Raw genomic sequence first — 25,844 nt, forward strand, 5'->3', positions numbered from 1 at the left:
GGTTTTGCTTCGCTTCTGGCGCCCATCGGAATCGGAAGGGCGCAGGGAAGGCCGGGTACCGGCTGGCACCCACGAGCCCCTGTGCAATGATGCGTAAGTAAACGCTCACAGGGGAGACACAGGTGCAGCCCGATAACCGGCCTTCCCTGCGCAGTGGTTTGACGGCTTATGTCGCGCTCTCCCCGGGGAGCGATGCACTATTGCCCCCGTCGCCTCGCGAGATCACTGATACGCGCCCTCCGGTTGGACAACGCGCACCACCACGAGACTTGACGTACAGACCCCGGACGTCAGGACCACACGATTTTGCCGTACGCGACCCTGCTTCGCCTCTCGGCTTCGCAGGGCATGGCAGCGCCTGTCGTACCGCGCCCGCTGACCGCTCACGGGAACTACCCGCCCTGCGACCGCACCTGGCGCCAACGCAGCCCGCGTCCACCGCAACCCACCCCACGAACCGTGACGATCGCGACCCGCCCCTTCCGGAGGGATGAGACGGCGGGTGGATAGGGTGTTTCGGGTGTTCGGGTAAAGCGAATTATTGCTATCCGAAGGGACCTGCCTACTTCACCGCCGAGAATCGGCTGTCGAACGAGTTCGACTGCACCACCGGCGCGGCGCCTGATATCATCGGGGTGCTATCGCCCGCACCGTCGCTCACCGACGGCTTCAGCGCCGGACGCGTCGCGGCGAGGCGGGTGTCGGGCTTCGGCGGCTCGGCCGGCTTGGCGGCTGCGACGGCCGGCTTCGGCGTATCCTTTGCCGCCTCCTTCACTGAATCCTTGGACTTGTCATGCCCCGGCACGAAGCGGGTCACGGCAGCCTTCAGTCGCGAGGCGGCCGTGGCCGGCGTCGTGGACGTCTGGGCGGCCGGGGCCACGGACGCGGTGGCTTGCGGCGCAGGCGTCGCGGTCGCGGTGGTGTCGGCGGTGCCGAGCCCCATCTTGCGGCCGAGATTGGAGAAGAAGCCGCCGCTTTCAGATTTCGCAGCGGGCGCCGCCGCGGCAACGCGGGTGCTCGCGGCAGGCGCGCTGACGGCGACCACGGGCTCTTCCCGCGGCGCCGGCGCACTTGCCACCGCATCGAGGTTCGGCTTGGGCGGGTTGACGTGGCCGGGGATCGTGCCCGGTGCCTTCGCCATGGCCAGCATCTGCAGCGTGGTGCCTTCGGCACTCTCGGACAGGCCGGTCGAGCCTTCCGGAATTTTGGCGGCGAACACCTTGTGCATGCCGCCGTCGATGCCGGTGTTCATCCGCGCCACCGGCGTGCCCTTGGCGACGAGCCTTGCATATTCCGTCTCGTCCTTGGCCTGCTTCTCGCGCACGGCGCTGGCGATCTCTTCGGGGATCACATAGGCCGGACATTTGGCCGAGGCGTCGAACACCAGATCGCGCTTGGCGTCCGGCGGCTTGGCGGCGTCGAACACGTATCTCTTCTCGCAGAAATCGACCTTCGGCTCCTGCCGCGTCACCTCGAAATGATCATAGCCTTCCTTGATCATCTTCCAGAACGGCATGTTCGGATTGTTCCGGTGCCTGGCCATGTTCACCGGCGTCATCTTGAACGGATAGGCCTGCAACTGGAACGCCTTCTGGCCGCCGAAGAAGGATTCGCGGCCGAGCGAATAGATCTCCGCGATCTGCTCGTCCGTCATCGCGTAGCAGCCGCGCGACGAACAGTCGCCGTGCACCATCAGCTGCGAGCCGGTGCGGCCCAGCGCCTTGTCGAACGCGTTCGGATAGCCGGTGTTGAACGAGAGGTAATAGGACGATTGCGGATTCATCTGGCTCGGATTGATCGAGTAGAATCCCTCCGGCGCCTGGCGGTCGCCTTCGCGCACCTTGGGGCCGAGATCGCCCGACCAGCGGCAGATCGGATAGGTCTTGAGCAGCGCGAACTGGCCCGAGCGGGTCTGCTTCCAGACCTCGAGCTCGGCCTCCTGCTTGAACAGGCGGACCAGGATCGGCGATTGCAAATCCATGTCCTTCTCGGCCATCGCGGCGATCAGCTTCGGCGGCACCGGCTGATTGGCCTTGGCGTTGGTCGCGAGCGAGACCTGATCGGTGTTGCAGCCGGCAAGCAGACCGCCGGCCGTCATCAGCGCAACCGAGACCAAGAGCGCGCGAGCAAGCGAACGAGAAATCAAGATGGACCCCACACCGTGCCAGGCATTGAAGCGCGAACCCCAACTTTTCGGAACGCAATCCGACCGGAAACCGACCCGCCGAGACGGGCCCGGTCAGACCCCGCTCCAGCGCTTATGCCCTGAAGCCATTGATTAAAATTCTAACCTCTGGGTCATGTGGTCGCAACCCGAGTGGGGATCACGAGGGCGTTGGCCCAGCGGCATGGTCAACGAAGACTAAATGGACGCGACTTGGGACGGAACTTGGGCTTTCGGCCGATGGGGACTCAGATCGCCGATTTGGGCAAAAAAAGGGTTAATGCGGGGTTACCGGGGGCTGCTCGAAAGATCTGGTAGGGTGGGCAAAGGCGCGCGAAGCGCCGTGCCCACGAGCCGTTCGTACAGCCGGGATTGGTGGGCACGCTTCGCTTTGCCCACCCTACGAGAGCGGAATCGAGGCGAATCAGCCCAGTTTGCGGCCGATATCGAGGAATTTCTGCCGCCGCTGCTTGCGGATGGCATCCCCATCAAAGTTCCGGAGCTCGTCGAAGGCCTTGGCGATGGCCTCGCCGGTGGTCGCGATCATGGCGGCGGGGTCGCGGTGGGCGCCGCCGACCGGCTCCTTCAGGATGGCGTCGATCACGCCGAAGCGGAGCATGTCCTGGGCGGTGATCTTCATGTTGTTGGCGGCTTCCTGCGCCTTGGTGCCGTCGCGCCAGAGGATCGAGGACGCCGCCTCCGGCGAGATCACGCTGTAGATCGCATGCTCGAGCATCAAGACCTTGTTGGCCGTGGTGATGGCGATGGCGCCGCCCGACATGCCCTCGCCGGTGATGATCGCGACGTTGGGCACGGTCAGCGCCAGGCACGCATCGGTCGAACGCGCGATCGCCTCGGCTTGTCCCCGCTCCTCGGCGCCGATGCCCGGATAGGCGCCGGCGGAATCGGCGAGCGACAGCACCGGCAGGCCGAACCGCTCGGCCATCTCCATCAGCCGCACGCATTTGCGATACCCTTCCGGCCGCGCCATGCCGAAATTGTGCCGGATCCGGCTCTCGGTGGAATCGCCCTTTTCCTGGCCCATCACGCAGATCGGCTCACCGCGGAAACGGCCGAAGCCGGCGACCAGCGCCTCGTCCTCGCCGAACTTGCGATCGCCGGCGAGCGGGGTGAATTCGGTGATCAGGCCCTTGATGAAGTCGTTGAAATGCGGCCGCTGTGGATGCCGCGCCACAAGCGTCTTCTGCCACGGCGTCAGGTTCGCATAGAGGTCGGCCAGCGCCTGCGCCGCCTTGTCCTCGATCCGCCCGACCTCGTCGCTGATGTCGGTGCCGCTGGCGGCGAGCGCGCGCAATTCGTCGACCTTGGAGTCGAGCTCGGCGACGGGCTTTTCGAAGTCGAGATAGCTGCGCATCTGGTCTTGCATCAACTCAATATAGGGGGACGGGGCTCGAGAAGCGAAGCGAGTTGGGGTTGCGGAAAGAAGTGTAGCGTCTTCAATGATTTGGCCTGTGTGCTGGTGCAGCCGGCCAAATCAGCCGTGAGGCCCCGGCTCTTTCCGCGGAGATGTGGCCGAAGTCAAGGCGGTTTCCTCGTCGTTCTGGCTAAGCTCTCGTGTCCCGGACGCGCTGCAGCGCCTCTACGGCGCTGCTGCGCAGAGCCGGGACCCATTCGGCATGGGCCCGGGCTCTGCGTCGCATCGTTTCACGCTGCGCCGCGTACGGGGCACGAGACCTGTTTACTTCTCTGCCAGCGGGTGCAGGTCTCGCACCAGGCTCTTCAGCCGCTCCTCGACCACATGGGTATAGATCTGGGTCGTCGAAATATCGGTGTGACCGAGCAGGGTCTGCACGATGCGCAGGTCCGCGCCGTTGTGCAGCAGATGGCTGGCAAAGGCGTGGCGCAGCACGTGCGGGGAGACCAGGCGGGCCTGCAAGCCGGACGCAACCGCGAGCTCCTTGAGGTCGCGGGCAAAATGCTGGCGCGTCAGATGTCCGCTCTCGCCGAACGAGGGGAACAGCCATTTCGACGCGGCCACACTGTCCTTCCTGTCGGCCTTTGCCGCTTCCGTCGCGGCCAGATAATCCGCCATCGCCTGCCGCGAGGCGTCGTTGAGCGGCACCAGCCGTTCCTTGTTGCCCTTGCCGCGCACCACGATCATGCGGGCGTCGCGCTTGGCCGCCGAGCGCGGCAGCGCCACCAGCTCGGAGACGCGCAGGCCCGTCGCGTAGAGCACCTCGAGCAGGCAATAGAGCCGCAAGGCACGCAGCCGTTTCGACGGCGAGGCATCTCCCGCCTCGCTCAGCTCCTTGGCGCGGCGGAGCATGCGGTCGACGTCGGCGATCGACAGCACTTTCGGCAGGCCGCGGCCGCGCTTCGGGCCTGACAGGATCGCGGCGGGATCGTCCCCGCGGATGCGCTCGTTCAGCAGGAAACGGTAGAGGTGCCGCATCGCGGACAGCCGGCGGGCCACACTGGTGGATTTGAAGCCGCGGGTGTCGAGATCGGCGAGATAGTCGCGCAGCGTCTGGGTCTCGGCATCCACGAATGTATGACCGACCCGGCCCAGAAATTCCGAGAAATCGCTGAGGTCGCGGCGGTAGGCATCGAGCGTGTTGGGGCCGGCGCCCTGTTCCGCGGCGAGCATGTCGAGGAACAGGCCGATGAGCTTGGCGTCTGAGGGTTTGGCGGGCATGCCCGGGAGGCTAGCTCCTATTTCTTGAGAAACTTGTCCGGCGGGATCGTCACCGTCATTTCCCGCGGCTTCGGGTTGACGAAGTTCGCCAGCGCGAAGACCACGCCATAGACGATGCCGCCGATCACGGCGACGACCGTCAGGAAGCGGAACAGGCTCGGCATCGTTCTGGGGTCTCGGGTCGGGGCGCGGCAGCCAAATTAACCAATGAAATCATCCAACATGTTCGCCGTTTCGTGGCAAGAGTCCTCTGGCGAGGGCCCCCATGGGGTCGTATAGGTGGCCAAAGCCATGCCGCATCTGGCGGCAGTTCGAGCGAGATCCAGTCGAGCGAGACGATGTCCGACGCCGCGTTGCCGCTTCCTGCTTCGCCCGAGGCCGACATCCTGTCGGCGCTCGGGGCGCGCTCGATCGTGCTCGTCGGCATGATGGGGGTGGGCAAATCCACCATCGGCCGGCGCCTCGCGGCCCGGCTCAAGCTGCCCTTCATCGATGCCGACACCGAAATCGAGATGGCCCACGCCGGCATGACCATCCCGGAGATCTTTGCGACCCATGGCGAGCCCTATTTCCGCGACGGCGAGGCCCGTGTGATCGCGCGGCTGCTCGAGGGCGGGCCGATCGTGCTGGCGACCGGTGGCGGCGCTTTCATGCGCGAGGAGACGCGCGCGCGCATCGCGGCGAAGGCCATCTCGATCTGGCTGAGGGCGGACCATGACGTCATCATGCGCCGCGTGCGGCGCCGTGCCGACCGTCCGCTGCTTCAGACCGTCGATCCCGAAGGAACCGTGACGCGCCTTCTCGCCCAGCGCGAGCCGATCTATGCCAATGCCGACCTCACCATTGCCTCGCGCGACGTGCCGCACGACAGAATCGTCGAGGAATGCATCGAGGCGCTGCACACCCGTCTCTGCGGCGGACAGCCAGCCCAACCGCCTGCCGACATTGCGAGTGCGTCAAGATGACTGCGCCGTTGAAACATTCCGATCCCATCAAGGTCGACGTCGCACTCGGTGACCGCGCCTATGACATCGTCGTCGGCCGCGGCGTGCTGGGCTCGCTCGGCGAGCGTGTCGCCGCTCTGCGTCCCGGCGTCCGCACGGCCATCGTGACCGACCGCACCGTCGCGAAATACTGGCTCGAGCCCACTGAGGCGTCGCTCGCAGCCAGCGGTATTCCGACCTCGCGCATCGTCGTCGAGGAAGGCGAGATCTCGAAAACCTATGCCGGGCTCGAAAAGGTCAGCGAGGCCCTGATCGCAGCGAAGATCGAGCGCAACGATCTCGTCATCGCGCTCGGCGGCGGCGTGGTCGGCGATCTCGCCGGTTTTGCCGCGGCGATCCTGCGCCGCGGCGTCGATTTCGTGCAGGTGCCGACTTCGCTGCTGGCGCAGGTCGACTCGTCCGTCGGCGGCAAGACCGGTATCAACTCGCCGCAGGGCAAGAATTTGCTCGGGGCCTTCCACCAGCCGGTGCTCGTCATCGCCGACACCGCCGTGCTCGACACGCTGTCGCCGCGCCAGTTCCGGGCCGGCTATGCCGAGGTCGCCAAATACGGCGTGCTGGGCGACGCGGCCTTCTTCAGCTGGCTGGAGAAGAACCATGCCGACATCGTCAAGGGCGGATCGGCCCGCGAGCATGCGATCGCGACCTCCTGCCGGGCCAAGGCCGCAATCGTCGCGCGCGACGAGCGCGAGACCGGCGAGCGCGCGCTGCTCAATCTCGGTCACACCTTCGGCCACGCGCTGGAGGCTGTGACCGGCTTCTCCGACCGCCTGTTCCACGGCGAGGGCGTCGCCATCGGCATGACGCTGGCGGCGCAGTTCTCCGCGAAGCTCGGCATGATCGGCGAGCGTGAGGCGGCGCGCATCGAGCGCCACCTGATCGAGGCAGGCCTGCCGACACGCCTGCAGGACATCGCCGGCTTTGCGCAGGAAGGGCTAGCCGATGCCGACGCGCTGATGGCCCTGATGGCACAGGACAAGAAAGTCAAGCGCGGCAAGCTCACCTTCATCCTGCTGGAGGCCGTGGGCCGCGCGGTGATCGCAAAGGACGTCGAGCCGGCGCCGGTGCGCGACTTCCTGAAAGAGAAGCTCGCGCAGTGATGACGGGACCGTTCAGATCGGCCGCCCGCGAAACGGCGGGGAATGCCGGGGCGGTCGCGAGGCAAACATGAGTTCGATCTCGATCAATCTGCTGCTTGCGGCCCTCCTGCTCGCCGCCAACGCGTTTTACGTGGCGGCGGAATTTGCGCTGGTGAAGAGCCGCGGCTTCCGCGTCAAGGCCATGGTCGAGCAGAACCGCTTCGGCGCGCGCCTGCTGCAGACGATGATGGTAAACATCGAATCCTATCTCGCCTGCTGCCAGCTCGGCATCACCATGGCCTCGCTCGGTCTTGGCTGGATCGGTGAGCCGACCGTGTCTGCGCTGCTGAGCCCCGTCCTCAGCCCGCTCGGAATGTCGGAGGCCACGCTGCACTTCACCTCGTTCGTGGCGGGTTTCCTGGTCTTCTCTTCGCTGCACATCGTCATCGGCGAGCAGGTGCCGAAGACGCTTGCAATCCGGGAGCCGATGCCGGTGTCGCAGTGGATTGCGTATCCGCTGCATTTTTCCTACCTCGTGTTCTATCCGCTGAGCTGGTGTCTCAACACGGCGTCGGGCGCGATCCTGCGCCTGATGGGGGTGCAGGAGTTCTCGCAACACGAAATCCTGACGGATTCGGAGATCGAGGGCCTGGTTGAGGAATCGGCCGTGCACGGCAAGATCGAGAGCGGCGAGGCCGAGTACATTCACAACGTCTTCCGTCTCGGCGAGCTGACGGTGTCTGACGTGATGGTCCACCGCACGGCCATGGTGATGATCAACGCCGACCTGCCGCCGGAGGAGCTGGTGCGGGAGGTGCTGGCCACCGAATACACCCGCATTCCGCTGTGGCGGGACAAGTCGGAGAACATCATCGGCATTCTGCACGCCAAGGATCTGTTGCGTGCAATCCGCGCATCGGAGGGCGACACGTCGCGCATCGACGTCACCACCATCATGCTGCCGCCCTGGTTCGTGCCGGAGATGCGGCCGATATCCCAGCAGCTCAAGGCGTTCCGCCGCCGCAAGACCCATTTCGCACTCGTCGTCGACGAGTATGGTGAGGTCGAAGGCCTCGTGACGCTGGAAGACATTCTGGAGGAGATCGTCGGCGACATCTCCGACGAGCATGACGTGGTGGTGGCCGGCGTGCGCCGTCAGCCGGACGGCTCCGTCGTGGTCGACGGGTCGGTGCCAATCCGCGATCTCAACCGCGCCATGGACTGGCATCTTCCCGATGAAGAGGCAACCACGGTCGCCGGCCTCGTCATTCACGAGGCGCGCTCGATCCCCGACCGCGGCCAGAGCTTCACGTTCCACGGTTTCCGCTTCCGCGTCCTCCGCCGCGAGCGCAACCGCATCACCGCGCTCCGTATTTCACCGGTGACGCGCGAGGCCGAGCTGGAAGAGGCAAAGCCGAGACGGGCCGGGACGTCGTTCTAATTTTTCCCTTACCCTCCCCTGGAGGGACCCTTGGAGGGGGAGGGTCAGAGAATTCAACCTTCCCCCGGCGCCTGCGCATTGATCGCCAGCGCGTGCACGCTGCCGGCAAGTTCCGCGGCGAGCGCTGAATTTATCATGCGATGACGGTCGACCCGGCTCTTCCCTTTGAAGGCGGCAGACACGATATACACACGGAAGTGCGTCTCGCCGCCTGCTCGGTGGCCGGCGTGGCCCTCATGCAAATGTGACTCGTCGACGACCTGCAGGCTTTCGGGCGTGAAAGCTTCCTGCAACTTGTTGCTGATAGTGTCTTTCATAGCCATGTGTGCCATTAAGGTGCGCGCTCGCATCCCGTCAATACCCGGACGTCCAAGCTCGTCGCGACCGGGTGCTTAGCGAATTGCAATGTCAAGACTTGAAGGTTTTTGCATTGCGTAGTCAAAGTCAGCCATGCCGATCGATTCATCAAAGTTCTTCGACTCCATCCGGGTGAAGCCGCGGGGCAAGCAGCCGGAAGTGAAGCCGCGCGACACCGCGGTCAATTGCGAATGGGCGGGCTGCGCCAACAAGGGCTCGCATCGGGCGCCGAAGGGCCGCGAGAACCAGCGCGAATACTGGCACTTTTGTCTCGACCACGTGCGCGAGTACAACCAGAACTACAATTTCTTTTCCGGCATGAATGCCGAAGCCGTTGCGCGCTATCAGAAGGATGCGCTGACCGGTCACCGTCCGACCTGGAAGATGGGCGCCAATGGCGGCAAGAAGGGCGCGGAAGAGATCGACATGGCGGCCGATCCCTTCAGCATGTTCTCCGAGATCAACGGCCGCGCCAGCTGGCGCAAGGGCCCCGAAGCGGAGCCCAAGGCCGAGACGCGCAAGGTGATGAACGCCGAGCGCAAGGCGCTTCAGGTCATGGGCCTCGGCCCCAGCGCGACGCTTGCCGACGTCAAGACCAAGTACAAGGCGCTGGTGAAGCAGCACCACCCCGATGCCAACGGCGGCGACCGCTCGACCGAGGACCGCCTGATCGAGATCATCAAGGCGTACAATTATCTGAAGACGGTCGTGCGCGAGGCGTAAGGGCCTCCCCGCTTTCGTAGCCCGGATGGAGCGCAAGCGTAATCCGGGACCTTTCTCCCACAATGACGGCTTTCCCCGGATTACGCTTCGCTCCATCCGGGCTACGCATTCCCTACGCCTCCGGCATCGCCCCGACATATGACGAGCTCGGCCTGATCAACCGCCCCGTCCGCTGCTGCTCGCGGGCATGCGCGGTCCAGCCTGCGCTGCGCGCGACCGCGAAGATCGGCGTGAATGCCTGCCGCGGAATCGCTAGCGCATCGAGCAGGATCGCGGTGAAGAACTCGACGTTCGTCTCCAGCGGCCGCTCCGGGTTCTTCTTGCGCAAGGCGCTGCGGATATAGGCCTCGACCTCGCCGGCAAACGGCAAATCGGTGCCATTGGACGCAAGCGCCTCGACCGCGGTCTTGAGCACGTCGGCGCGCGGATCGCGGACGCGATAGACGCGGTGACCGAACCCCATCATGCGCTCGCCGCGCGCCAGCGCCGCATCCACCCAGGACTGAATGCGCTCGCGCGACCCGATCGCGTCCAGCATTTCCAGCACCGGCTCCGGCGCGCCGCCATGCAGCGGACCGGTCAGCGCGCAATAGCCGGCGGTGACGGCCGCGAACAGGTCGGCCTGCGTCGAGGCCACCACGCGCGCGGCGAAGGTGGAGGCGTTCATGCCGTGGTCGCTGGCGGTGACGAGATAGGCGTCCAATGCCGTGATCTCGCGCGTTGCAGGCGAACGCCCGTGCAGCATGCGCAACGTGTCGGCGGCATGGCTCACGTCGGGATCGGGCGCGACCGGCTCCAGCCCCTTGGCGCGCCGGACCAGCGCGCCCGCGATCACCGGAAACGCGCCGACGATCGTCGTCTCGTGCTCCAGCCCGTGCTCGGCGCGCAGTCCGGCGACGGCGGCACGAAACCCGTCGATGATGCCCATGCCGCGCGCCGCCGGGAGCAGGTCCGGCAGCCGCGCGAAGGCGCGCTCGCGCGCAACGCCCAGGTGTGAGCGCACATTGGCCTCGGTGAGGGTGGTCTTGCTGGCGCCGTTCCAGAGGCGGGCGGTAACGCCCTCGAAGCTCGAGATGGCGGCGAGCCGCCCGACGTGCTCCCCGGCGATGATGAGTTCGCCGCGCTCGCCGTCGACATGGCTCAGCACGGTCTCGGCCGCGGGAACGCCGTCCAGCCCGATCTGGCTTTTGGTGAGGTGGATGTTCATGACCCAAATCTCCTGTTCACGGAGAACAAGGTCAGGCCTCTCGACACGTTGATCAATCTTGATTACATAAATCAATATGAAGAATTCCGATGGGCTGTATCTCTCCGCCCGGGAAGCCGCCGCCGAGCTAGCGATCTCCCCGGCCACCCTCTACGCCTATGTCAGCCGCGGCCTGGTCCGCTCCGAGCCGACGCCGGACTCGCGAAAGAACCGCTATCGCGCCGAGGATGTTCGTGCGCTGAAGGAGCGCCGTGTGCCGTCGCCGGAGCCACGCGGCCTGCGCAGCTTCGATGCCGATCTGCCGGTGATGGACACGGAGATCTCGACCATCACCGAGGAGGGCGCGATCTATCGCGGCGTCAATTGCGTCGATCTGTCTGAGAACGACACGCTGGAGCACACCGCGACGCTGCTGTGGGATGTCGCCGACGTCGATCCGTTTGCCCCCGACAATCAACCGGAACTCTCCGAGGAAATGCGCGTGATCGCGGAGGCCGCGCGCCGGGCGGCACCGATCGACCGCGCCATCGCCGTGCTCGCACTGGCCGCGAGCGTCGATCCCCGCGCCTTCACCCGGGCACCCGATGGCCGCGCTATGGTCGGCGCGCGCATCGTCCGCCTGCTGGTTGCGACCATGCTCAATGCGGAAGCCTCGGCCGAGCCGCTGCATCAGCAGGTCGCGCGCGCCTGGGCGGCAGACAACAAGCACGCGCCCGATTTGATCCGCCGCGCGCTGGTACTGCTCGCCGATCACGAGCTGAACGCGTCGACCTTCACCGCACGCTGCGCGGCCTCGACCGGCCTCAACCTTTATGACTCCGTCATCGCCGGGCTCGCCGCATTGAAAGGGCCGAAGCATGGCGGCGCCGGCGTCCTGGCCTCACAGCTCGTCAAGACGCTGGTCGACCGCGACGTCGAGCCTGTCGTGCGCGAGCGCGTCGCCCTCGGCGAACGTTTTGCCGGCTTTGGCCACGGCGTCTACAAGCACGGCGACCCCCGCGCACAATCGCTGCTGAACGCGCTGTCGCGCTCCGGCGCGCCGCGCAAATTCACCAGGGAAGTGCCAGAGCGGATCGCGGAAGCCACCGGCGAGTTCGTCAATATCGACTACGCGCTCGCCGTGCTGGTCCACACACTGCGCCTGCCCGCCGGCAGCGAGCTGGCGCTGTTCGCGATGGCCCGCAGCGTCGGCTGGATCGCGCATGCCAGCGAGCAATTGCAGTTCGGCAAGCTGATCAGGCCGAGGGCGCGGTATGTGGGCCCAACGCCGGGAAAGAGGGTGGGAGCTGCGAAATCCGGAGCCTAGATCACTTTCCGGATCTTCAGCTTAGGCTTCCGGCGAACCGCTCGGCGAACCTGTTTCTCTTGAATGCCTCGGCGACCCAGTCCACGAAGACTCTCGTCTTTGCGGGCACAAACTTGCGCGACGCGTAGTAAATCGAGATCGCGCCGGCGTCACAGTACCATCTTGGCACCAGGCGTAGCAGCGACCCCTCTTCGAGCGCGGGAAGAATGTCGGCGGTGGCGAGCATGGCAACGCCCAGACCCAGCAGTGCCGCCTCGCGCATCGCAGCCGGGTCGTTGACGACGATCGCCTCAGACAGTGGGGCTTGAACTTCACGCCCCGAAACATCGCGCATCGACCAGTGCCGGATGCGCCCGCTCTGGAGCGAGCGCATGACAATGCCATCCAACGCGGTCAATTCGTCCGGCGTGGTCGGTAATGTTCGACCCGACATGTAGACCGGAGAAGCAACGGCGATGATGTGTGCCGGCGCAAGGGTTCGGCTGACAAGTCCCGGCAACAATTCAAACCCGCCTCCGATCGCGGCGTCGTAGCCTTCACCGACCAGATCGACTTGGCGATTTTCGAAGTGCCACTCAGGACGGACCTGCGGATAGCGGGCCAAGAAGCCGGGAAGCAGCGGCAGGATATGAGCTGTGCCGAATGTCGGCGGGAGGCTTATCTTGAGAACGCCCGCCGGCTCCTCGCGTCCGGTGGATGTTCCGGCGATCGCTGCCTGGAGCCCTTCGAGGTGGCCAGCGATCGCTGTGCGGAACGTCTCGCCGGCTTCGGTGAGCGTCAGCCTCCGTGTCGAACGATGAAATAATCGGACGCCGAGATTGCGCTCCAGCATGGCGACGTTGCGGCTGACGGCTGCCGGAGTGAGCAAAAGGCGTCGGCCGGCCTCTGAAAAGCTGCCGCACTCAGCGCTGCGAACGAATGCTTCCAGGTTGGCCAGCGTTTCCATGGGCTCATTTTCAAAGGAACGTTGATAATCTTACGACCAATATCACGCTAATCAAAGGGCAATATTTCGGTCATCTCTGAGCGACCGATCAGTTCGCCTGATCCCAAACAGCCCGGAGCATTTCCATGTCCACCATCGGCATCATCGGCGCAGGCAATATTGGCCGCGCAATCGCGCAAGTGCTGGCGCGCAACGGCATCGCCGTGACCCTGTCCAACAGCCGAGGTCCGGACAGCCTCAGGACCGCCGTGGCCGAGATCGGTCCGCTCGTGACCGCGGGCACCCGCGAGGAAGCCGCCGCCAAGGATATCGTCTTCGTCGCCGTCAACTGGTCGAAGCTGCCAGATGCGCTCGCCGGCCTGCCGCCATTCGGCGGGCGCATCGTCGTCGACGCCAACAACCCGATCGAAGCGCCACTGTTCAAGCCGGCAGAACTCGGCGGTCGCGCCTCGTCCGAAGTTTTCGCCGATCTGGTCCCCCGTGCGCGGGTGGTGAAAGCGTTCAACCATCTTTTGGCGCAACTCCTCGCAACCGACCCGGCGAGCGAGGGCGGCAAGCGCGTGCTTTTCTACGCGGGCGACGATGCCGGCGCGAAAGCGGAGGTCGGCGCTCTGATCGATCGGCTCGGATTTTTCGGCATCGATCTGGGCTCGCTCGCGATTGGGGCCAGGTTGACCCAGTTTCCTGGCGGTCCGCTTCCCGCGCTGAACCTGGTGAAGTTCGGATGATGTGCGAGCCACTTGGCAACACGATGAAAGGGATCACGATGAAAACGGAAGATACTGACTTCGATCACCTGCTTCGCTCAAATCTGGAGCGGGTGTTCAACGAGCGGGACGAGGAAAAGAGGCGGATCGCCATCACCGAGTTGTTCGTCGAAGAGCCCGTCATGTACGAGCCGACCGCCATCGCCCGGGGGCGCGCCGAGATATCGCGCATCGCCGGGAATCTCCTGATGCAATTCGGGCCGACGTTCCGCTTCGTGCCGGATGGCGTGGCTGTCGGTCACCATGGGCTCGCGCATCTGGCTTGGCACGCCGGCCCCAAGGATGGTCCAGTCGCGGTGACAGGCGCAGACGTTGTTCAAATCGAAGGCGGCAAGATCGCGCGGCTGTGGGTGCTGCTCAATTCGCAGAACACCGAATAGCGTTGCCTCCAGCTGTAATCTCTGCGCTCTCTGCCGTCGTCACTGGGAACGCAGAGGCACAGCGTTCTTGGAGTGACAGCTCGTGACCCAACCGCGGCAGTTCACACCATCGCTTCCGCGACCACCATGTAGTTCACGTCCATATCGGACGACAGAGACCATTTGTCGGCGAAGGGCGAGTAGACGACGCCGGTCTGCTCGGTGATGACGAGACGGTTGTCGAGCAGATATTTCGTCAGCTCGTCGGGCGTGACGAACTTGTTCCACTCGTGCGTGCCGCGCGGTAGCCAGCGCAGGACGTATTCGGCACCGACGATGGCGAGGGCAAAGCTCTTCCAGTTGCGGTTCAGCGTCGAGACCACCATCAGGCCGTTCGGCTTCAGCATCGCGGCGCAGCGCTTCAGGAACATGCCGACGTCGGTGACGTGCTCGACCACCTCCATCGCCAGCACGATGTCGAAGCGCTCGCGCGGGTCGATCTCCTCCACCGTGGTGCAGCGATAGTCGATCGCCAGATGGCTCTTGTCGGCATGCAGCTTCGCCGCCGCGATGTTGCTCGCGGAGGGATCGATGCCGATGACCTGCGCTCCGAGGCGCGACAGCGGCTCACAGAGCAGGCCGGCGCCGCAGCCGATGTCGAGCACGCGCAAGGATCCGAGACAATTGAGGCTGCGCACGTTGCGCTCGAACTTGCGGCAGGCGGCGTCGCGGATATAGCCGAGCCGCAGCGGGTTGATCCGGTGCAGCGGCGCCATCTTGCCCTTGGGATCCCACCATTCCGCCGAGAGTTTCGAGAATTTCGCGATCTCGGCGGCGTCGACGCTCGAGCCGGGCTGGGCGGAAAGGGAAGTATTTTGCTGCATGCTCATGGTTGGGCGCGGTCCTACCGCGTGGTGATCGAACTACGGAAGGCGAGCGGCGAGGCGATCGTCCGGATGGTTTCGCGACCTTCGCCGACTCCGTTGATGGTCACATCGCCGTAGTTGAGAATACGTCCAAGAATTGTCTGGTTGACATCGACGCTCTCGACCTTGTCCAGCGGCATCTCGAAGGTGCGGCGCTGGATGAACCCGGTCTTGTGCACCACCCTGAGGTTGGTGACGTCGGTCTCGGTGGTGAAGCGATGGAACCAGCCCTTCACGGTCCAATACAGGGCCGCCAGCGCTACGAGACCTGCCGCGCCAAGGCAAAGCAGAACGAGCCAGTCGACCATCGCCTGCTGCGACAGGACGAGCAGGGCGAGCGCCACGATCCAGGCCACGATGGCCGGAAAGTAGAAGATCCAATGCGCATTGGTCGAATACAGCACTCGCTCGCCGGGCTGCAGGATCTCGTCGATGTAACGCGCCATGATCTAGCTTAACCCACTACCCCGCCCTGCCCCCGCAGGAACCCGCTTGCCCCCGGCCCCGCCGCTCTGTATACGCGCGGTCGGTGTCCCCGAGGCACCCGTCCAGTGCGGGCCACCATACTGATCCTTATGAAGGAATGCACGCGTCGTCATGAGCCGCCTCGTGATGAAATTCGGCGGCACGTCCGTCGCCAACATCGAACGTATCCGCAACGTCGCACGCCATGTGAAGCGTGAGGTCGATGCCGGCCACGAAGTGGCCGTGGTCGTCTCGGCGATGGCCGGTAAGACCAACGAGCTGGTCGCTTGGTGCACCGAGGCCTCGCCGATGCACGACGCGCGCGAATATGACGCCGTGGTCGCCTCGGGCGAACAGGTGACCTCAGGCCTTCTTGCCATCGTGCTCCAGGGCATGGGCATCCAGGCCCGCTCGTGGCAGGGCTGGCAGATCCCGATCAAGACCAGCGACGCCCATGCCTCGGCCCGGATCGAGGACATCGACGGCAGCGAGATCATCAAGCGCTTCAAGGACCGAAAGGAGGTCGCGGTCGTCGCCGGCTTCCAGGGCATCAACCCCGAGACGGGTCGCATCACCACGCTCGGCCGTGGCGGCTCCGACACCTCGGCCGTGGCGATCGCCGCCGCCGTCAAGGCCGACCGCTGCGACATCTACACCGACGTCGACGGCGTCTACACCACCGACCCGCGAATCGTGCCGAAGGCCAAGAGGCTCGATAAGATCGCATTCGAAGACATGCTGGAACTGGCCTCGCAGGGCGCCAAGGTGCTCCAGGTCCGCTCGGTGGAACTCGGCATGGTCCACAACTTGCCGATCTTCGTCCGCTCGAGCTTCGACAAGCCCGAGGATATCGACCCGCATGCCAACCAGCCGCCCGGCACGCTGATCTGCAGCGAGGAGGAGATCATGGAAAGCCACGTCGTCACCGGTATCGCCTTCTCCAAGGACGAGGCTCAGATCTCGGTGCGCCAGATCGAGGATAAGCCCGGCGTTGCGGCCTCGATCTTCGGCCCGCTGGCTGATGCCAATATCAACGTCGACATGATCGTGCAGAATGTGTCCGAGGACGGCAAAACCACCGACCTCACCTTCACCGTGCCGGCCGCGGACTTCACCCGCGCCAAGGATACGATTACCGCGGCCAAGGCCAAGATCGGCTATGCGCGGCTCGATACCGCCACCGATGTCGCCAAGATCTCGGTGATCGGCAGCGGCATGCGCAGCCATGCGGGCGTCGCCGCCCAGGCGTTCTCGGCGCTCGCCGGGCGGAACATCAACATTCGGGCCATTACAACCTCCGAGATCAAATTTTCGGTCTTGATCGACACCGCCTATACCGAGCTTGCGGTGCGCACCTTGCACACGCTCTACGGTCTCGATCAGACCTGATGGTCTTTCCGGAAAACCGCTTCGCACTTTTCCGGACAGCGCTAAAAGGCTAATTTTCTCTTAGCGGTCGCAGCAAACGCGAAGGTGTACACACCTTCGCGTTTGGCAGGCGTTTTGCTTGGCAAAACAAGCCTCAATTCGCTATACGGCGGACAGGGTGGGCTGCCGCAGACTGTGTCCCAGTTCAGGCGGCGCTGATTCGGTACGAGCGCTCAATCTCCCGTGGATTTGGGCTTGTGCCTGCGCCGGACAAACAATTTGATTGTTTTTCTGGAATTTTGGTCCAGCCGCCGGCCGATATCGCCGGGCCCGGCCGATGGAGGAGATTGACGGTTCATGCGGAGCGCGTCGGGAGGTCCCCGCGTCTTGTTGAGACGGCTCCGCGAGACCATGGCGGAGCAGGTCTCGGCCCAGGAGCGGCTGGACAAGATCGTGGTGCTGATCGCCGCCAACATGGTGGCCGAGGTGTGCTCGGTCTATGTGCTGCGCATCGACAACACGCTCGAGCTCTACGCCACCGAAGGTCTCAACCGCGAGGCGGTGCACCACACCGTGCTGAGCGCCCATGAGGGCCTGGTCGGCCTCGTCGCCAGCGAGGCGACGCCGCTCAATTTGAGCGACGCGCAGAGCCACCCGGCCTTCTCGTTCCGGCCCGAGACCGGCGAAGAAATCTACCATTCCTTCCTCGGCGTGCCGATCCTGCGCGCCGGCAACACGCTCGGCGTGCTGGTGGTGCAGAACCGCGCCAAGCGCAATTATGTCGAGGAGGAGCTCGAGGCGCTCCAGACCACCGCGATGGTGCTGGCCGAACTGATCGCCTCCGGCGAACTCTCCGCGCTGGCGCAGCCGGGTCAGGAGCCGGCGGCGCGCCATTCGGCGCAGAAAGTCGGCGCCATCCTGTCGGAGGGCATCGCGCTCGGCCATGTCGTGCTGCACGAGCCGCGCGTCGTCATCAAGGATTACATCGCCGAAGACCTGCCGAAGGAGATCAAGCGGCTCGACACCGCCCTCGCCAAGCTGCGCGCCGATCTCGACCGCATGCTGGAGCGCGGCGACGTCGCCGAAGGCGGCGAGCACCGTGAGGTGCTGGAAGCCTACCGCATGTTCGCCAACGACCAGGGCTGGTCGCACAAGCTGCACGAGGCGGTCGCGACCGGCCTCACCGCGGAAGCCGCGGTCGAGCGTGTCCAGTCCGACACCCGCGCACGCATGCTGCGCTCAACCGACCCCTATTTGCGCGACCGGCTGCACGACCTGGAAGACCTCGGCTACCGCCTGATGCGGCAGCTGGTCGGCCAGGATCATGCGCCCTCGCGCGAGCAGCTGCCCGACAACGCCATCGTCATCGCCCGCGCGATGGGCCCGGCGGCGCTGCTCGACTATGACCGCAAGCGCCTGCGCGGCATCGTGCTGGAGGAAGGCACCGCCAACTCGCACGTCTCGATCGTGGCGCGGGCGCTGGGCATTCCTGCGGTCGGCGAGGTGCCGAACGCGCCTGGAATCGCCGACCCCGGCGACGCCATCATCGTCGATGGCACCTCGGGCTCGATCTATGTGCGCCCGTCGCAGGAGATCGAGGCCGCCTTCGCCGAGCGCGTGCGCTTCCGCGCCCGCCGCCAGGCGCAGTACCTGGCGCTGCGCGACCGGCCCTGCGTCACCAGGGACGGCCAGAAGGTCGAGCTGATGATCAACGCAGGTCTTGCGATCGACCTGCCGCATATCGAGGACACCGGCAGCGCCGGCATCGGCCTGTTCCGCACCGAGCTGCAATTCATGGTCGGTCAGAGCCTGCCGCGCACCAGCGACCAGCTCGCGCTCTATCGCACCGTGCTCGATGCCGCCGGACCTAAGCCCGTCACCTTCCGCACGCTCGACATCGGCGGCGACAAGGCGCTGCCCTATATGGAAGCGGTGATCGAGGAAAATCCCGCGCTCGGCTGGCGCGCGATCCGGCTCGGGCTCGATCGCCCCGGCTTGTTGCGCGGCCAGATCCGCGCGCTGCTGCGGGCCGGCGGCGGCCGCGCGCTGCGCATCATGTTCCCGATGATCTCGGAGGTCGCCGAATTCGACTCGGCCAAGGCGCTGGTCGAGCGCGAGCTGACATACCTCCGCCAGCACGGCCACACGCTGCCTGAACGAATCGACATCGGCACCATGGTCGAGGTGCCCGCGCTGCTCTACCAGCTCGACGAGCTCTTGAAGAAGGTCGATTTCATCTCGGTCGGCTCCAACGATCTGTTCCAGTTCCTGTTCGCGGTCGACCGCGGCAACGCCAAGGTCTCCGAGCGCTTCGACACCATGTCGGCACCGATCCTGCGCGCCTTGCGCGACATCGCACGCAAGGCGCACGCGGCGCAGAAGTCGCTCTCGCTGTGCGGTGAGATGGCTTCCAAGCCGATCGGCGCACTGGCGCTGATTGCGCTGGGCTACCGCTCGCTCTCGCTCTCGGCGACCGCGCTCGGCCCGGTCAAGGCGATGGTGCTCGACCTCGACGCCAAGAAGGCGGAAGCGATGCTCAATCCTCTGGTGGATGCTCCGGCAGGCAGCGTCTCGATCCGGCAGAAGCTGACGGAATTTGCCGAGGCCGAGGGCCTCGCGTTGTAGCGGGCCTGTCGTCCGCTTGCGCCGCCCTCGCCTCCTTCCGCCCTTTGAGACTGAACCGATGTCGTCACTCCCCGAAGCCAAACTGGACGTCCTGCTCGCGCATCACGCCTCGCTCGAGGCCGAATCGCTTGGACAGCTCGCCTCCGAGCGCTACGTGCAGATCACGCGGGAGCTCGCCGAGCTCACGCCGCTGATCGAGGCGGTGAAGGCCTATCGCGCCGCCGTCAGGGAGCTCGCCGACACCGAGGCGCTGATCGCCGATCCCGCCACCGATGCCGAGATGCGCGGCATGGCGGAAGCCGAACGCGACGAGCTCGCGCCGAAAATCGAGGAACTGGTCCAGAAGATCCGCGTCGCGCTCCTGCCCAAGGACGCCATGGACGACCGCAACGTCATGCTGGAAATCCGCGCCGGCACCGGCGGCGACGAGGCTTCGCTGTTCGCCGGCGACCTGTTCCGGATGTACGAGCGATTCGCCAGCTTGCAGGGCTGGAAGGTCGAGGTGATCTCCGCCAGTGAAGGCACCGTCGGCGGCTACAAGGAAATCATCGCCGAGATCCAGGGCCGCGGCGCATTCTCCAAGCTGAAATTCGAATCCGGCGTGCACCGCGTCCAGCGCGTGCCCGACACCGAGACGCAGGGACGCATTCACACCTCCGCAGCGACGGTCGCCGTGCTGCCCGAGGTCGAGGACGTCGACGTCGACATCAAGAATGACGACCTGCGCATCGAGACCATGCGCGCAGGGGGCGCCGGTGGCCAGCACGTCAACAAGACGGAATCGGCGATCCGCATCACCCACATCCCGACCGGCATCGTGGTGATGATGCAGGACAGCCGCTCGCAGCACAAGAATCGCGCCTCCGCCATGAACATCCTGCGCTCGCGCATCTATGACGCCGAGCGGCAACGCGTCGAGGCGGCGCGCTCGGCCGAGCGCAAGGAGAAGGTCGGCTCCGGCGACCGCTCCGAGCGAATCCGCACCTACAATTTTCCGCAAGGACGCGTCACCGATCATCGCATCAACCTCACGCTCTACAAGCTGCCGCAGGTGATCGCGGGTGAAGCGCTCGGCGAACTGATCGACGCACTGACTACGGAGCACCAGGCCGCACAGCTCGCTGCGCAAGGCGCGGCGGCCTGAGGCGTGAGCAACCCCTTCACCGGACAATCCATCGAGAGCGCGCGGCGGGCGCTGGCTGCGCAACTGAGATCGGCACGGCTCGACGAAGCCGAGCTCGACGCGCGCATCCTGATCAGTGCGGCACTCGGCCTCGAGCTCACCGGCCTGGTCACGCAGGCGGCCCGTCTCCTGACCGCGGCCGAAGCATCGCGGCTCGCGCAACATGCGCAGCGCCGCATCGCCGGCGAGCCGGTGTCGCGCATTCTCGGGACGCGCGAATTCTGGGGCCTACCGTTCCGCCTGTCGGAAGCAACCCTGGTGCCGCGCCCAGATACCGAGACCGTGGTCGAGCTTGCGCTCGAGATTCTCCGCGAGCGGCAGGCACCTCACCCGCCGCGTATCGCCGACATCGGCACCGGCTCGGGCGCGATCCTGCTCGCGCTGTTGCACGAAATCCCCGATGCGTTCGGCGTCGGCACCGATCTCAGCCAGAACGCGCTCATGACCGCCAGGGACAATGCCGCGGCGCTGGGACTCGCCGACCGCGCCGCCTTCGTCGCCTGCTCCTACGCAGCGGCGCTCGGTGGCCCGTTCGACCTCATCGTCTCGAACCCGCCCTATATTCCCTCGGCTGAAATTCCGAAATTGAGCGTCGAGGTGCGCGAGCACGACCCGCATCTGGCGCTCGACGGCGGCAATGACGGATACGACGCCTATCGCGCCCTGATCCCGCAGGCGAGCGAGCGGCTCGCCCCCGGCGGCGCCCTGGTCGTCGAGGCCGGACAGGGCCAGGCCCAAAATATTGAAACCTTGATGAGGGCCGCCGCGTTATCGCTGGACAGGTCACCCAAGGCCGACTTGGCGGGCATTCCGCGGGCCGTTTCGGCCCGAAAAATGCCCCCATAAAAGCCGGATTGGCCTACAAAAACCACTTGGAATATCCCGTGGGAACGACTACGTTCCGGTCAACACATCGGTGCCGGCCCCGTAGACCTACGGGCGAAAGCCGGGCTCTCGGGCGAGAGCTTTACTGATTGAAGGTTCCAAGCCGCAGGTCCTGTTGAGCGCGATGGCCAGTGGAGCTGCGCTGCTCTCTCCGACCGCAAAGTGAACGAAAGCCTGATATTGCGCTTGAACACTTACGCAAGAAAGCTGGGCTTGTTTCGGCAGGCGAAATGAATGGGTTCGCTGGCAATGGATGCTGGCGGGTGGGGAACGCGTCTTTGTTGAACGCGACGGTCGACGAACATCGGCAGGGTTGGATCCGCTTTTGCGCGGTGCGCGCAAGACATGTGAGCCACTGTCGCCAGGTCACTCCTAGCAATCAGTAATGCGTGCAACCTTTAGGGCTGGAATTAAAGGCAGGACATGAGAAACGGTCAAAACAAGCAGCGGATGCGCAACCGCAACAACAATAACAACAACAACCGGCGCGGCCAGAACCCGATGACCCGGGTCTACGAATCCAACGGACCCGACATCAAGATTCGCGGCACCGCTTCGCACATCGCCGAAAAGTATCTCCAGCTTGCACGTGACGCGCGCTCCTCCGGCGATCCCGTTGCAGCCGAGAACTACTACCAGCACGCCGAGCATTATTTCCGCCTGATCGCCGCGGCTCAGGAGCAGTTCCGTCAGAACCAGCAGCCGCGCGGCGATGAGCCCATCGCCAGCAGCGACGAGGGCGAGGACGACGGTGAGAATTTCTCGGCCTTCGGCCAGGAGCCCGGCTTCGTCCCGCAGCCCCAGCCGCAGCCCTTCGTGCGCGACCGCGACGGCCAACGCGATCATCACCAGCGTGATCACCAGCCGCGCGACAACCAGCCGCCCTATCAGCGCGACAATCAGCAGCCGCGCGAGCACCGCGAACGCGATCACCGTCCGCAGCCGCAATATCAGCCGCAACCCGCCAACCAGCCGCAGCCTGTCATCGCCGATGGCGGCGTCGACCGCCTGCCCTCCTTCATCACCGGCGCGCAGCCGCAGGTGAACGGCAATCAGGGCGGCTTCGAGGGCGGCGGTGGCGGCGAGCGCTATCCGCGCCGGCGGCGCCGGCCGCATGGCCCGCGCCCGGAGCGTGAAGCCGCTCCGGTTGCTTCCAGCGACGAAGTCGCCCCGGGCGAGTAAGCTCTTCTGACTTTCCGACTCGAATCGTCCCGGCCTCGCCGGGACGATTTGTTTTTAACACTGTGCGTTGGCCGGGCACAGACCCACCTCTCCCGAACGGAGAGGTGAAGCTAACTGCGCGTCACCGTCGTCGAGGATGGCACCAGCACGGGCTTGGCGAGCGAGGGAATCAGCCGCGCCCGCTCGCGCTTGGCGGGGATCGCGCGGTAGACCTGCTTGGTCGCCTCCACGATGTGGACGCCAGCAAAAGGCAGTGACAGCGCCGCACCGGCACGTTCCCACATCTGGGCCGATTTCAACACCCAGCCGCCGGCATAGGGCGGCATGAACAGCGCCTCCCCCCAGGCGGTCGGCGTGAACCAGGTCTGGCGCAGCAGCTCGGTGATCTGCGAGCGCGAATAGGGCCGGCCATGGCCGAATGGCGTGCTGTCGGTGCGGGTCCACACCCCACGCCGGTTCGGGATCACGGCGATGACGCGCCCGGAGGGCGACAGCACGCGCCACACCTCGCGCAGCAACGCGGCCGGATCGTCCGACATCTCCAGCGCGTGCACCAGGAGAATGCGGTCGACCGCGGCGTCAGGAAGCGGCAGCGAGAACTCATCCACCAGCGAGGCCAGCGCGGGCCGTCCCGTCGGCCATTTCAGGACACCCTGCGCCGCCGGCATGAAGGCGAGGCAGCGCTCGGCGTCCTCGCGGAACAACCCCAGATAGGGTGTGGGATAGCCGACGCCGAGCACGCGCTGGCCCTCGGCGCTGGGCCAGCGCTCCCTGATGCCGCGATTGATCATTTGCCGCGCCACGATGCCGAGGCGGCGGGAATAGAACTCGCGGAGGTCGACGACGTCGATGGTCATGACCGCAATGTAACATGCGCCAGGGCGTCGCTGCGCGCGGAATATTGCATTGCCTGCGCAACGTTAACGCCATATTTGTCTGGCGGGGCTGAGCGCGATGGAGATGACATGGCCGCCGAAATTCGTACTTTCAACTGTTTAAACGACAATTTCGGTTATCTGATCCACGATGTGGAAACCAAAGCGACGGCCTCGATCGACGCACCGGAGGCCGGCCCGATCCTCAAGGCCCTGGAGCGCGAGGGCTGGCAGCTCACCGACATCCTGATCACCCATCATCATGGTGATCATGTCGGCGGGGTCGCCGAGCTCAAGCAGAAATACAATTGCCGCGTCGTCGCGCCTCACGACAAGACCACGAAAATCGCCAACGTCGACCAGCGCGTCGCCAATGCCGACGTGGTCAAGATCGGCAATCTGCTGGCGCGTGTCGTGGAGACGCCCGGCCACACGCTCGACCACATCTCCTACGTGTTCGACAATGAGAAGACGGTGTTCGCCGCCGACACGCTGTTCTCGATCGGCTGCGGCCGCGTGTTCGAGGGCACCTATCCGATGATGTGGGATTCCCTGCTGAAGCTGCGCGCCCTGCCCGACGACTTCAAGCTCTATTGCGGCCACGAATACACGGCGTCCAACGTCAAGTTCGCGCTCACCATCGAGCCGGACAACGCGGCCCTTCAGGCGCGAGCCGCGGAGGTGACAAAGCTGCGCGCCGAGAACAAGCCGACCATTCCCTCGCTGCTCGGCGAGGAGAAGCGCGCCAACGTGTTCCTGCGCGCCGATGAGCCGGCGGTCGCGGCCAAGCTGCACATGAAGGGCGCGGATCCCGCTGCGGTGTTCGGCGAACTGCGCGAGCGCAAGAATAAATCCTGACGCACAAGTCCTGAAGCAAACATCCCGACGAGGATCGATGCCGACCGCAGCCGAGATCATCGCACGCCTCGAACTCCGCCCGCATCCGGAAGGCGGGTATTATCGCGAGACGTTTCGCGACCAGAGCACGGACGCCAACGGGCGTTCGCGCTCGACGCTGATCTACTTCCTGCTCGCGCGCGGCGAGCGTTCGCACTGGCATCGCGTCGATGCGGTGGAGACGTGGCACTATTATTCCGGCAGCCCCTTGACGCTGCGCATCGCCCATGACGGCTGCTCGCAGCACGAAGTGCGGCTCGGCGCCGACCTCGGCGGCGGTGAGCGGCCGCAGGCGATTGTGCCTGCGCTGGCCTGGCAGATGGCGGAAACCACCGGCGAGTGGACGCTGGTCGGCTGCACCGTGGCACCCGCATTCGAGTTCGCGGGCTTCGAGCTCGCGCCGCCCGGCTGGGAGCCGTAGCTCCGCTCCAATCATCGCTTCCGCAGCACCATGTCCTTGGCCGCGATCAGGCCGCCCCCGGCAATGAGGATCGCAGCAAATGCGATGTTGGCGCTGGCCTTGGCGAAACCGGCAGCGATGAGGAATCCCGTCGAGAGCAATGGCGTCGCGTAGGAGGCGGCGCCGAGCACACGGATGTCGCCGCGCTTCATGCCGATGTCCCAGGCGTAGAACGCGGCACCGACCGGGCCGATGCCGAGCGCGATGACCGAGAGCCATTGCACCGTGGTCTCCGGCCAGACCGTGGTTTCAAGCAGGCCGTGCATCAGCGCGGCCAATATTGCCGTGGCAAGACAGAAGCCCGCGACCGCATCGGTCGGCACGGCTTTCAACCGGCGCGACAGCACCGAATAGGTCGCCCAGACGAACGCCGCGATGAAGGCCGCGATGAGACCCGGCACAGCTCCAGGCGCAAAACCGCTGGTATTGCCGGCGAACAGCAGCACCGTGCCGACGAGGCCGAGCACGGCGCCGATGATGTGATGCGCTGCCAGCCGCTCGCCCGGCAGGAAGGACGAGAACAGCACGATCAAGAGCGGCCATAGGTAATTCAGAAGTCCGGCTTCGGCCGGCGGGGCGAAGCGCAGCGCGAGGAAATACAGCGCGTGATAGCCGAACAGGCCGCCGACGCCGACGATCCAGACGGCGAGCGGTTGCCGCAAGCTTCTCGCCGCCTCGCTCCGCCCAATCCAGGTGAGCAGGCCGACGACACCGCCGATCGCGAAGGTCATGGCAGCGAGCTGAAACGCCGGGATCTTTCCGGTCGCCACCGTCATCACCGACAGCAGCGACCACATCAGAATCGCGGTCAGACCGATCAGCGTGGCAGTGCGGGGAGTCATTGGCCCAATGTTTCCGTCATGGCCGGGCTTGTCCCGGCCATCCACGTTCTTCCGTGGCGACGGCTGTTGTAAGGCCGTGGATGCCCGGGACAAGCCCGGGCATGACGATGTGGACAATATCAGCCGG

General features: G+C 65.3%; 25 protein-coding genes. 14 read left to right on the forward strand and 11 right to left on the reverse strand.

What is annotated here, in order from left to right:
* Positions 1–562: 562 nt before the first annotated feature.
* From ACM43_RS08810 to ACM43_RS08825, 4 genes are all read right to left on the reverse strand, one after another.
* A complete protein-coding gene (locus ACM43_RS08810) occupies positions 563–2,146 on the reverse strand; it encodes a L,D-transpeptidase family protein (RefSeq protein WP_271539726.1) in 1,584 nt (527 codons plus the stop codon).
* Positions 2,147–2,588: 442 nt separating this feature from the next.
* Complete coding sequence (locus ACM43_RS08815) at positions 2,589–3,551, reverse strand: acetyl-CoA carboxylase carboxyltransferase subunit alpha (RefSeq protein WP_271539727.1); 963 nt, start codon at positions 3,549–3,551, stop codon at positions 2,589–2,591.
* A 312-nt stretch (positions 3,552–3,863) separates the two neighbouring features.
* Positions 3,864–4,820 carry a site-specific tyrosine recombinase XerD gene (xerD, locus tag ACM43_RS08820; RefSeq protein ID WP_271539728.1) on the reverse strand — a complete coding sequence of 319 codons (957 nt, stop codon included), beginning with the start codon at positions 4,818–4,820 and terminating at the stop codon, positions 3,864–3,866.
* Positions 4,821–4,837: 17 nt separating this feature from the next.
* On the reverse strand, positions 4,838–4,984 hold the full coding sequence (locus ACM43_RS08825; RefSeq protein WP_036026218.1) for a hypothetical protein: 147 nt from the start codon (positions 4,982–4,984) through the stop codon (positions 4,838–4,840).
* Positions 4,985–5,158: 174 nt separating this feature from the next.
* Between ACM43_RS08825 and ACM43_RS08830 the strand changes: the two genes are divergently transcribed.
* The 3 genes from ACM43_RS08830 (at position 5,159) to ACM43_RS08840 (ending at position 8,344) form a co-directional block, all read left to right on the forward strand.
* Positions 5,159–5,785, forward strand: a complete 627-nt coding sequence (locus tag ACM43_RS08830; protein WP_271539729.1) for a shikimate kinase — start codon at positions 5,159–5,161, stop codon at positions 5,783–5,785.
* Positions 5,782–6,924 (forward strand): 3-dehydroquinate synthase, encoded by a 1,143-nt coding sequence (gene aroB / locus ACM43_RS08835; RefSeq protein ID WP_271539730.1) that lies wholly within the window; start codon positions 5,782–5,784, stop codon positions 6,922–6,924. The genes ACM43_RS08830 and aroB overlap by 4 nt, the downstream gene beginning before the upstream one ends.
* A gap of 67 nt (positions 6,925–6,991) precedes the next feature.
* Positions 6,992–8,344 carry a hemolysin family protein gene (locus ACM43_RS08840; protein WP_271539731.1) on the forward strand — a complete coding sequence of 451 codons (1,353 nt, stop codon included), beginning with the start codon at positions 6,992–6,994 and terminating at the stop codon, positions 8,342–8,344.
* A 53-nt stretch (positions 8,345–8,397) separates the two neighbouring features.
* On the opposite strand, the gene ACM43_RS08845 is transcribed toward ACM43_RS08840, so the two are convergent.
* Positions 8,398–8,676, reverse strand: a complete 279-nt coding sequence (locus tag ACM43_RS08845) for a BolA family protein (RefSeq protein WP_193760624.1) — start codon at positions 8,674–8,676, stop codon at positions 8,398–8,400.
* A gap of 118 nt (positions 8,677–8,794) precedes the next feature.
* Here ACM43_RS08845 and ACM43_RS08850 point away from each other — a divergent pair, with 118 nt between their 5' ends.
* Positions 8,795–9,424, forward strand: coding sequence for a J domain-containing protein (locus tag ACM43_RS08850; RefSeq protein ID WP_036014711.1), 630 nt, complete (start codon positions 8,795–8,797; stop codon positions 9,422–9,424).
* A gap of 112 nt (positions 9,425–9,536) precedes the next feature.
* On the opposite strand, the gene ACM43_RS08855 is transcribed toward ACM43_RS08850, so the two are convergent.
* Positions 9,537–10,631: a citrate synthase/methylcitrate synthase gene (locus ACM43_RS08855; protein ID WP_271539732.1), complete on the reverse strand. Its 1,095-nt coding sequence runs from the start codon at positions 10,629–10,631 to the stop codon at positions 9,537–9,539.
* A gap of 76 nt (positions 10,632–10,707) precedes the next feature.
* Between ACM43_RS08855 and ACM43_RS08860 the strand changes: the two genes are divergently transcribed.
* The gene (locus tag ACM43_RS08860) at positions 10,708–11,937 is read left to right on the forward strand and encodes a citrate synthase family protein (protein ID WP_271539733.1); all 1,230 of its coding nucleotides are present in this window, start codon (positions 10,708–10,710) and stop codon (positions 11,935–11,937) included.
* 16 nt (positions 11,938–11,953) lie between these two features.
* Here the strand turns inward: ACM43_RS08860 and ACM43_RS08865 are convergent, their stop codons facing one another.
* Entirely contained in the window at positions 11,954–12,883 is a 930-nt protein-coding gene (locus ACM43_RS08865) for a LysR family transcriptional regulator (RefSeq protein WP_128265497.1), read from the reverse strand.
* Between the two features lie 119 nt (positions 12,884–13,002).
* Between ACM43_RS08865 and ACM43_RS08870 the strand changes: the two genes are divergently transcribed.
* A complete protein-coding gene (locus ACM43_RS08870; protein WP_271539828.1) occupies positions 13,003–13,611 on the forward strand; it encodes an NADPH-dependent F420 reductase in 609 nt (202 codons plus the stop codon).
* Between the two features lie 23 nt (positions 13,612–13,634).
* Positions 13,635–14,030, forward strand: a complete 396-nt coding sequence (locus ACM43_RS08875) for a nuclear transport factor 2 family protein (RefSeq protein WP_271539734.1) — start codon at positions 13,635–13,637, stop codon at positions 14,028–14,030.
* Positions 14,031–14,131: 101 nt separating this feature from the next.
* On the opposite strand, the gene ubiG is transcribed toward ACM43_RS08875, so the two are convergent.
* Complete coding sequence (gene ubiG, locus ACM43_RS08880; RefSeq protein ID WP_225137564.1) at positions 14,132–14,899, reverse strand: bifunctional 2-polyprenyl-6-hydroxyphenol methylase/3-demethylubiquinol 3-O-methyltransferase UbiG; 768 nt, start codon at positions 14,897–14,899, stop codon at positions 14,132–14,134.
* A gap of 14 nt (positions 14,900–14,913) precedes the next feature.
* Positions 14,914–15,381 (reverse strand): PH domain-containing protein, encoded by a 468-nt coding sequence (locus ACM43_RS08885; RefSeq protein WP_157285742.1) that lies wholly within the window; start codon positions 15,379–15,381, stop codon positions 14,914–14,916.
* Between the two features lie 151 nt (positions 15,382–15,532).
* Here ACM43_RS08885 and ACM43_RS08890 point away from each other — a divergent pair, with 151 nt between their 5' ends.
* The 5 genes from ACM43_RS08890 to ACM43_RS08910 all read left to right on the forward strand — a co-directional run bounded on the left by ACM43_RS08890 (position 15,533) and on the right by ACM43_RS08910 (position 22,643).
* Positions 15,533–16,789, forward strand: a complete 1,257-nt coding sequence (locus ACM43_RS08890) for an aspartate kinase (RefSeq protein WP_271539735.1) — start codon at positions 15,533–15,535, stop codon at positions 16,787–16,789.
* Between the two features lie 336 nt (positions 16,790–17,125).
* The gene (gene ptsP, locus ACM43_RS08895) at positions 17,126–19,393 is read left to right on the forward strand and encodes a phosphoenolpyruvate--protein phosphotransferase (protein ID WP_157287480.1); all 2,268 of its coding nucleotides are present in this window, start codon (positions 17,126–17,128) and stop codon (positions 19,391–19,393) included.
* A 58-nt stretch (positions 19,394–19,451) separates the two neighbouring features.
* A complete protein-coding gene (gene prfA, locus ACM43_RS08900) occupies positions 19,452–20,537 on the forward strand; it encodes a peptide chain release factor 1 (protein WP_157287482.1) in 1,086 nt (361 codons plus the stop codon).
* Positions 20,538–20,540: 3 nt separating this feature from the next.
* Positions 20,541–21,422 (forward strand): peptide chain release factor N(5)-glutamine methyltransferase, encoded by an 882-nt coding sequence (gene prmC, locus ACM43_RS08905; protein WP_271539736.1) that lies wholly within the window; start codon positions 20,541–20,543, stop codon positions 21,420–21,422.
* Positions 21,423–21,884: 462 nt separating this feature from the next.
* Positions 21,885–22,643, forward strand: a complete 759-nt coding sequence (locus ACM43_RS08910; protein ID WP_271539737.1) for a DUF4167 domain-containing protein — start codon at positions 21,885–21,887, stop codon at positions 22,641–22,643.
* A 110-nt stretch (positions 22,644–22,753) separates the two neighbouring features.
* Here ACM43_RS08910 and ACM43_RS08915 read toward each other — a convergent pair whose 3' ends face one another.
* Entirely contained in the window at positions 22,754–23,500 is a 747-nt protein-coding gene (locus tag ACM43_RS08915) for a methyltransferase domain-containing protein (protein ID WP_036014737.1), read from the reverse strand.
* A 108-nt stretch (positions 23,501–23,608) separates the two neighbouring features.
* Between ACM43_RS08915 and gloB the strand changes: the two genes are divergently transcribed.
* Positions 23,609–24,376: a hydroxyacylglutathione hydrolase gene (gloB, locus tag ACM43_RS08920; protein WP_036042630.1), complete on the forward strand. Its 768-nt coding sequence runs from the start codon at positions 23,609–23,611 to the stop codon at positions 24,374–24,376.
* Between the two features lie 37 nt (positions 24,377–24,413).
* Entirely contained in the window at positions 24,414–24,836 is a 423-nt protein-coding gene (locus tag ACM43_RS08925) for a cupin domain-containing protein (protein WP_271539738.1), read from the forward strand.
* A gap of 11 nt (positions 24,837–24,847) precedes the next feature.
* Here the strand turns inward: ACM43_RS08925 and yddG are convergent, their stop codons facing one another.
* On the reverse strand, positions 24,848–25,717 hold the full coding sequence (gene yddG, locus ACM43_RS08930) for an aromatic amino acid exporter YddG (protein WP_271539739.1): 870 nt from the start codon (positions 25,715–25,717) through the stop codon (positions 24,848–24,850).
* Positions 25,718–25,844 lie beyond the last annotated feature (127 nt).

Source organism: Bradyrhizobium sp. CCBAU 45321, from assembly GCF_028128975.1.
Classification (GTDB): Bacteria; Pseudomonadota; Alphaproteobacteria; order Rhizobiales; family Xanthobacteraceae; genus Bradyrhizobium; species Bradyrhizobium yuanmingense.

What these genes read in the sequence shown, in the direction of transcription:
- ACM43_RS08815 (WP_271539727.1), bottom strand. Translation starts at nt 3,551, where the DNA reads ATGCAAGACCAGATGCGCAGCTATCTCGACTTCGAAAAGCCCGTCGCC.
- ACM43_RS08885 (WP_157285742.1), bottom strand. Translation starts at nt 15,381, where the DNA reads ATGGCGCGTTACATCGACGAGATCCTGCAGCCCGGCGAGCGAGTGCTG.
- ACM43_RS08845 (WP_193760624.1), bottom strand. Translation starts at nt 8,676, where the DNA reads ATGGCACACATGGCTATGAAAGACACTATCAGCAACAAGTTGCAGGAA.
- ACM43_RS08860 (WP_271539733.1), top strand. Translation starts at nt 10,708, where the DNA reads ATGAAGAATTCCGATGGGCTGTATCTCTCCGCCCGGGAAGCCGCCGCC.
- ACM43_RS08915 (WP_036014737.1), bottom strand. Translation starts at nt 23,500, where the DNA reads ATGACCATCGACGTCGTCGACCTCCGCGAGTTCTATTCCCGCCGCCTC.
- ACM43_RS08830 (WP_271539729.1), top strand. Translation starts at nt 5,159, where the DNA reads ATGTCCGACGCCGCGTTGCCGCTTCCTGCTTCGCCCGAGGCCGACATC.
- xerD (WP_271539728.1), bottom strand. Translation starts at nt 4,820, where the DNA reads ATGCCCGCCAAACCCTCAGACGCCAAGCTCATCGGCCTGTTCCTCGAC.
- ACM43_RS08875 (WP_271539734.1), top strand. Translation starts at nt 13,635, where the DNA reads ATGAAAGGGATCACGATGAAAACGGAAGATACTGACTTCGATCACCTG.
- aroB (WP_271539730.1), top strand. Translation starts at nt 5,782, where the DNA reads ATGACTGCGCCGTTGAAACATTCCGATCCCATCAAGGTCGACGTCGCA.
- ACM43_RS08855 (WP_271539732.1), bottom strand. Translation starts at nt 10,631, where the DNA reads ATGAACATCCACCTCACCAAAAGCCAGATCGGGCTGGACGGCGTTCCC.
- ACM43_RS08910 (WP_271539737.1), top strand. Translation starts at nt 21,885, where the DNA reads ATGAGAAACGGTCAAAACAAGCAGCGGATGCGCAACCGCAACAACAAT.
- gloB (WP_036042630.1), top strand. Translation starts at nt 23,609, where the DNA reads ATGGCCGCCGAAATTCGTACTTTCAACTGTTTAAACGACAATTTCGGT.
- yddG (WP_271539739.1), bottom strand. Translation starts at nt 25,717, where the DNA reads ATGACTCCCCGCACTGCCACGCTGATCGGTCTGACCGCGATTCTGATG.
- ACM43_RS08890 (WP_271539735.1), top strand. Translation starts at nt 15,533, where the DNA reads ATGAGCCGCCTCGTGATGAAATTCGGCGGCACGTCCGTCGCCAACATC.
- ACM43_RS08865 (WP_128265497.1), bottom strand. Translation starts at nt 12,883, where the DNA reads ATGGAAACGCTGGCCAACCTGGAAGCATTCGTTCGCAGCGCTGAGTGC.
- ACM43_RS08825 (WP_036026218.1), bottom strand. Translation starts at nt 4,984, where the DNA reads ATGCCGAGCCTGTTCCGCTTCCTGACGGTCGTCGCCGTGATCGGCGGC.
- ACM43_RS08840 (WP_271539731.1), top strand. Translation starts at nt 6,992, where the DNA reads ATGAGTTCGATCTCGATCAATCTGCTGCTTGCGGCCCTCCTGCTCGCC.
- ubiG (WP_225137564.1), bottom strand. Translation starts at nt 14,899, where the DNA reads ATGAGCATGCAGCAAAATACTTCCCTTTCCGCCCAGCCCGGCTCGAGC.
- ACM43_RS08925 (WP_271539738.1), top strand. Translation starts at nt 24,414, where the DNA reads ATGCCGACCGCAGCCGAGATCATCGCACGCCTCGAACTCCGCCCGCAT.
- ACM43_RS08850 (WP_036014711.1), top strand. Translation starts at nt 8,795, where the DNA reads ATGCCGATCGATTCATCAAAGTTCTTCGACTCCATCCGGGTGAAGCCG.
- ptsP (WP_157287480.1), top strand. Translation starts at nt 17,126, where the DNA reads ATGCGGAGCGCGTCGGGAGGTCCCCGCGTCTTGTTGAGACGGCTCCGC.
- prfA (WP_157287482.1), top strand. Translation starts at nt 19,452, where the DNA reads ATGTCGTCACTCCCCGAAGCCAAACTGGACGTCCTGCTCGCGCATCAC.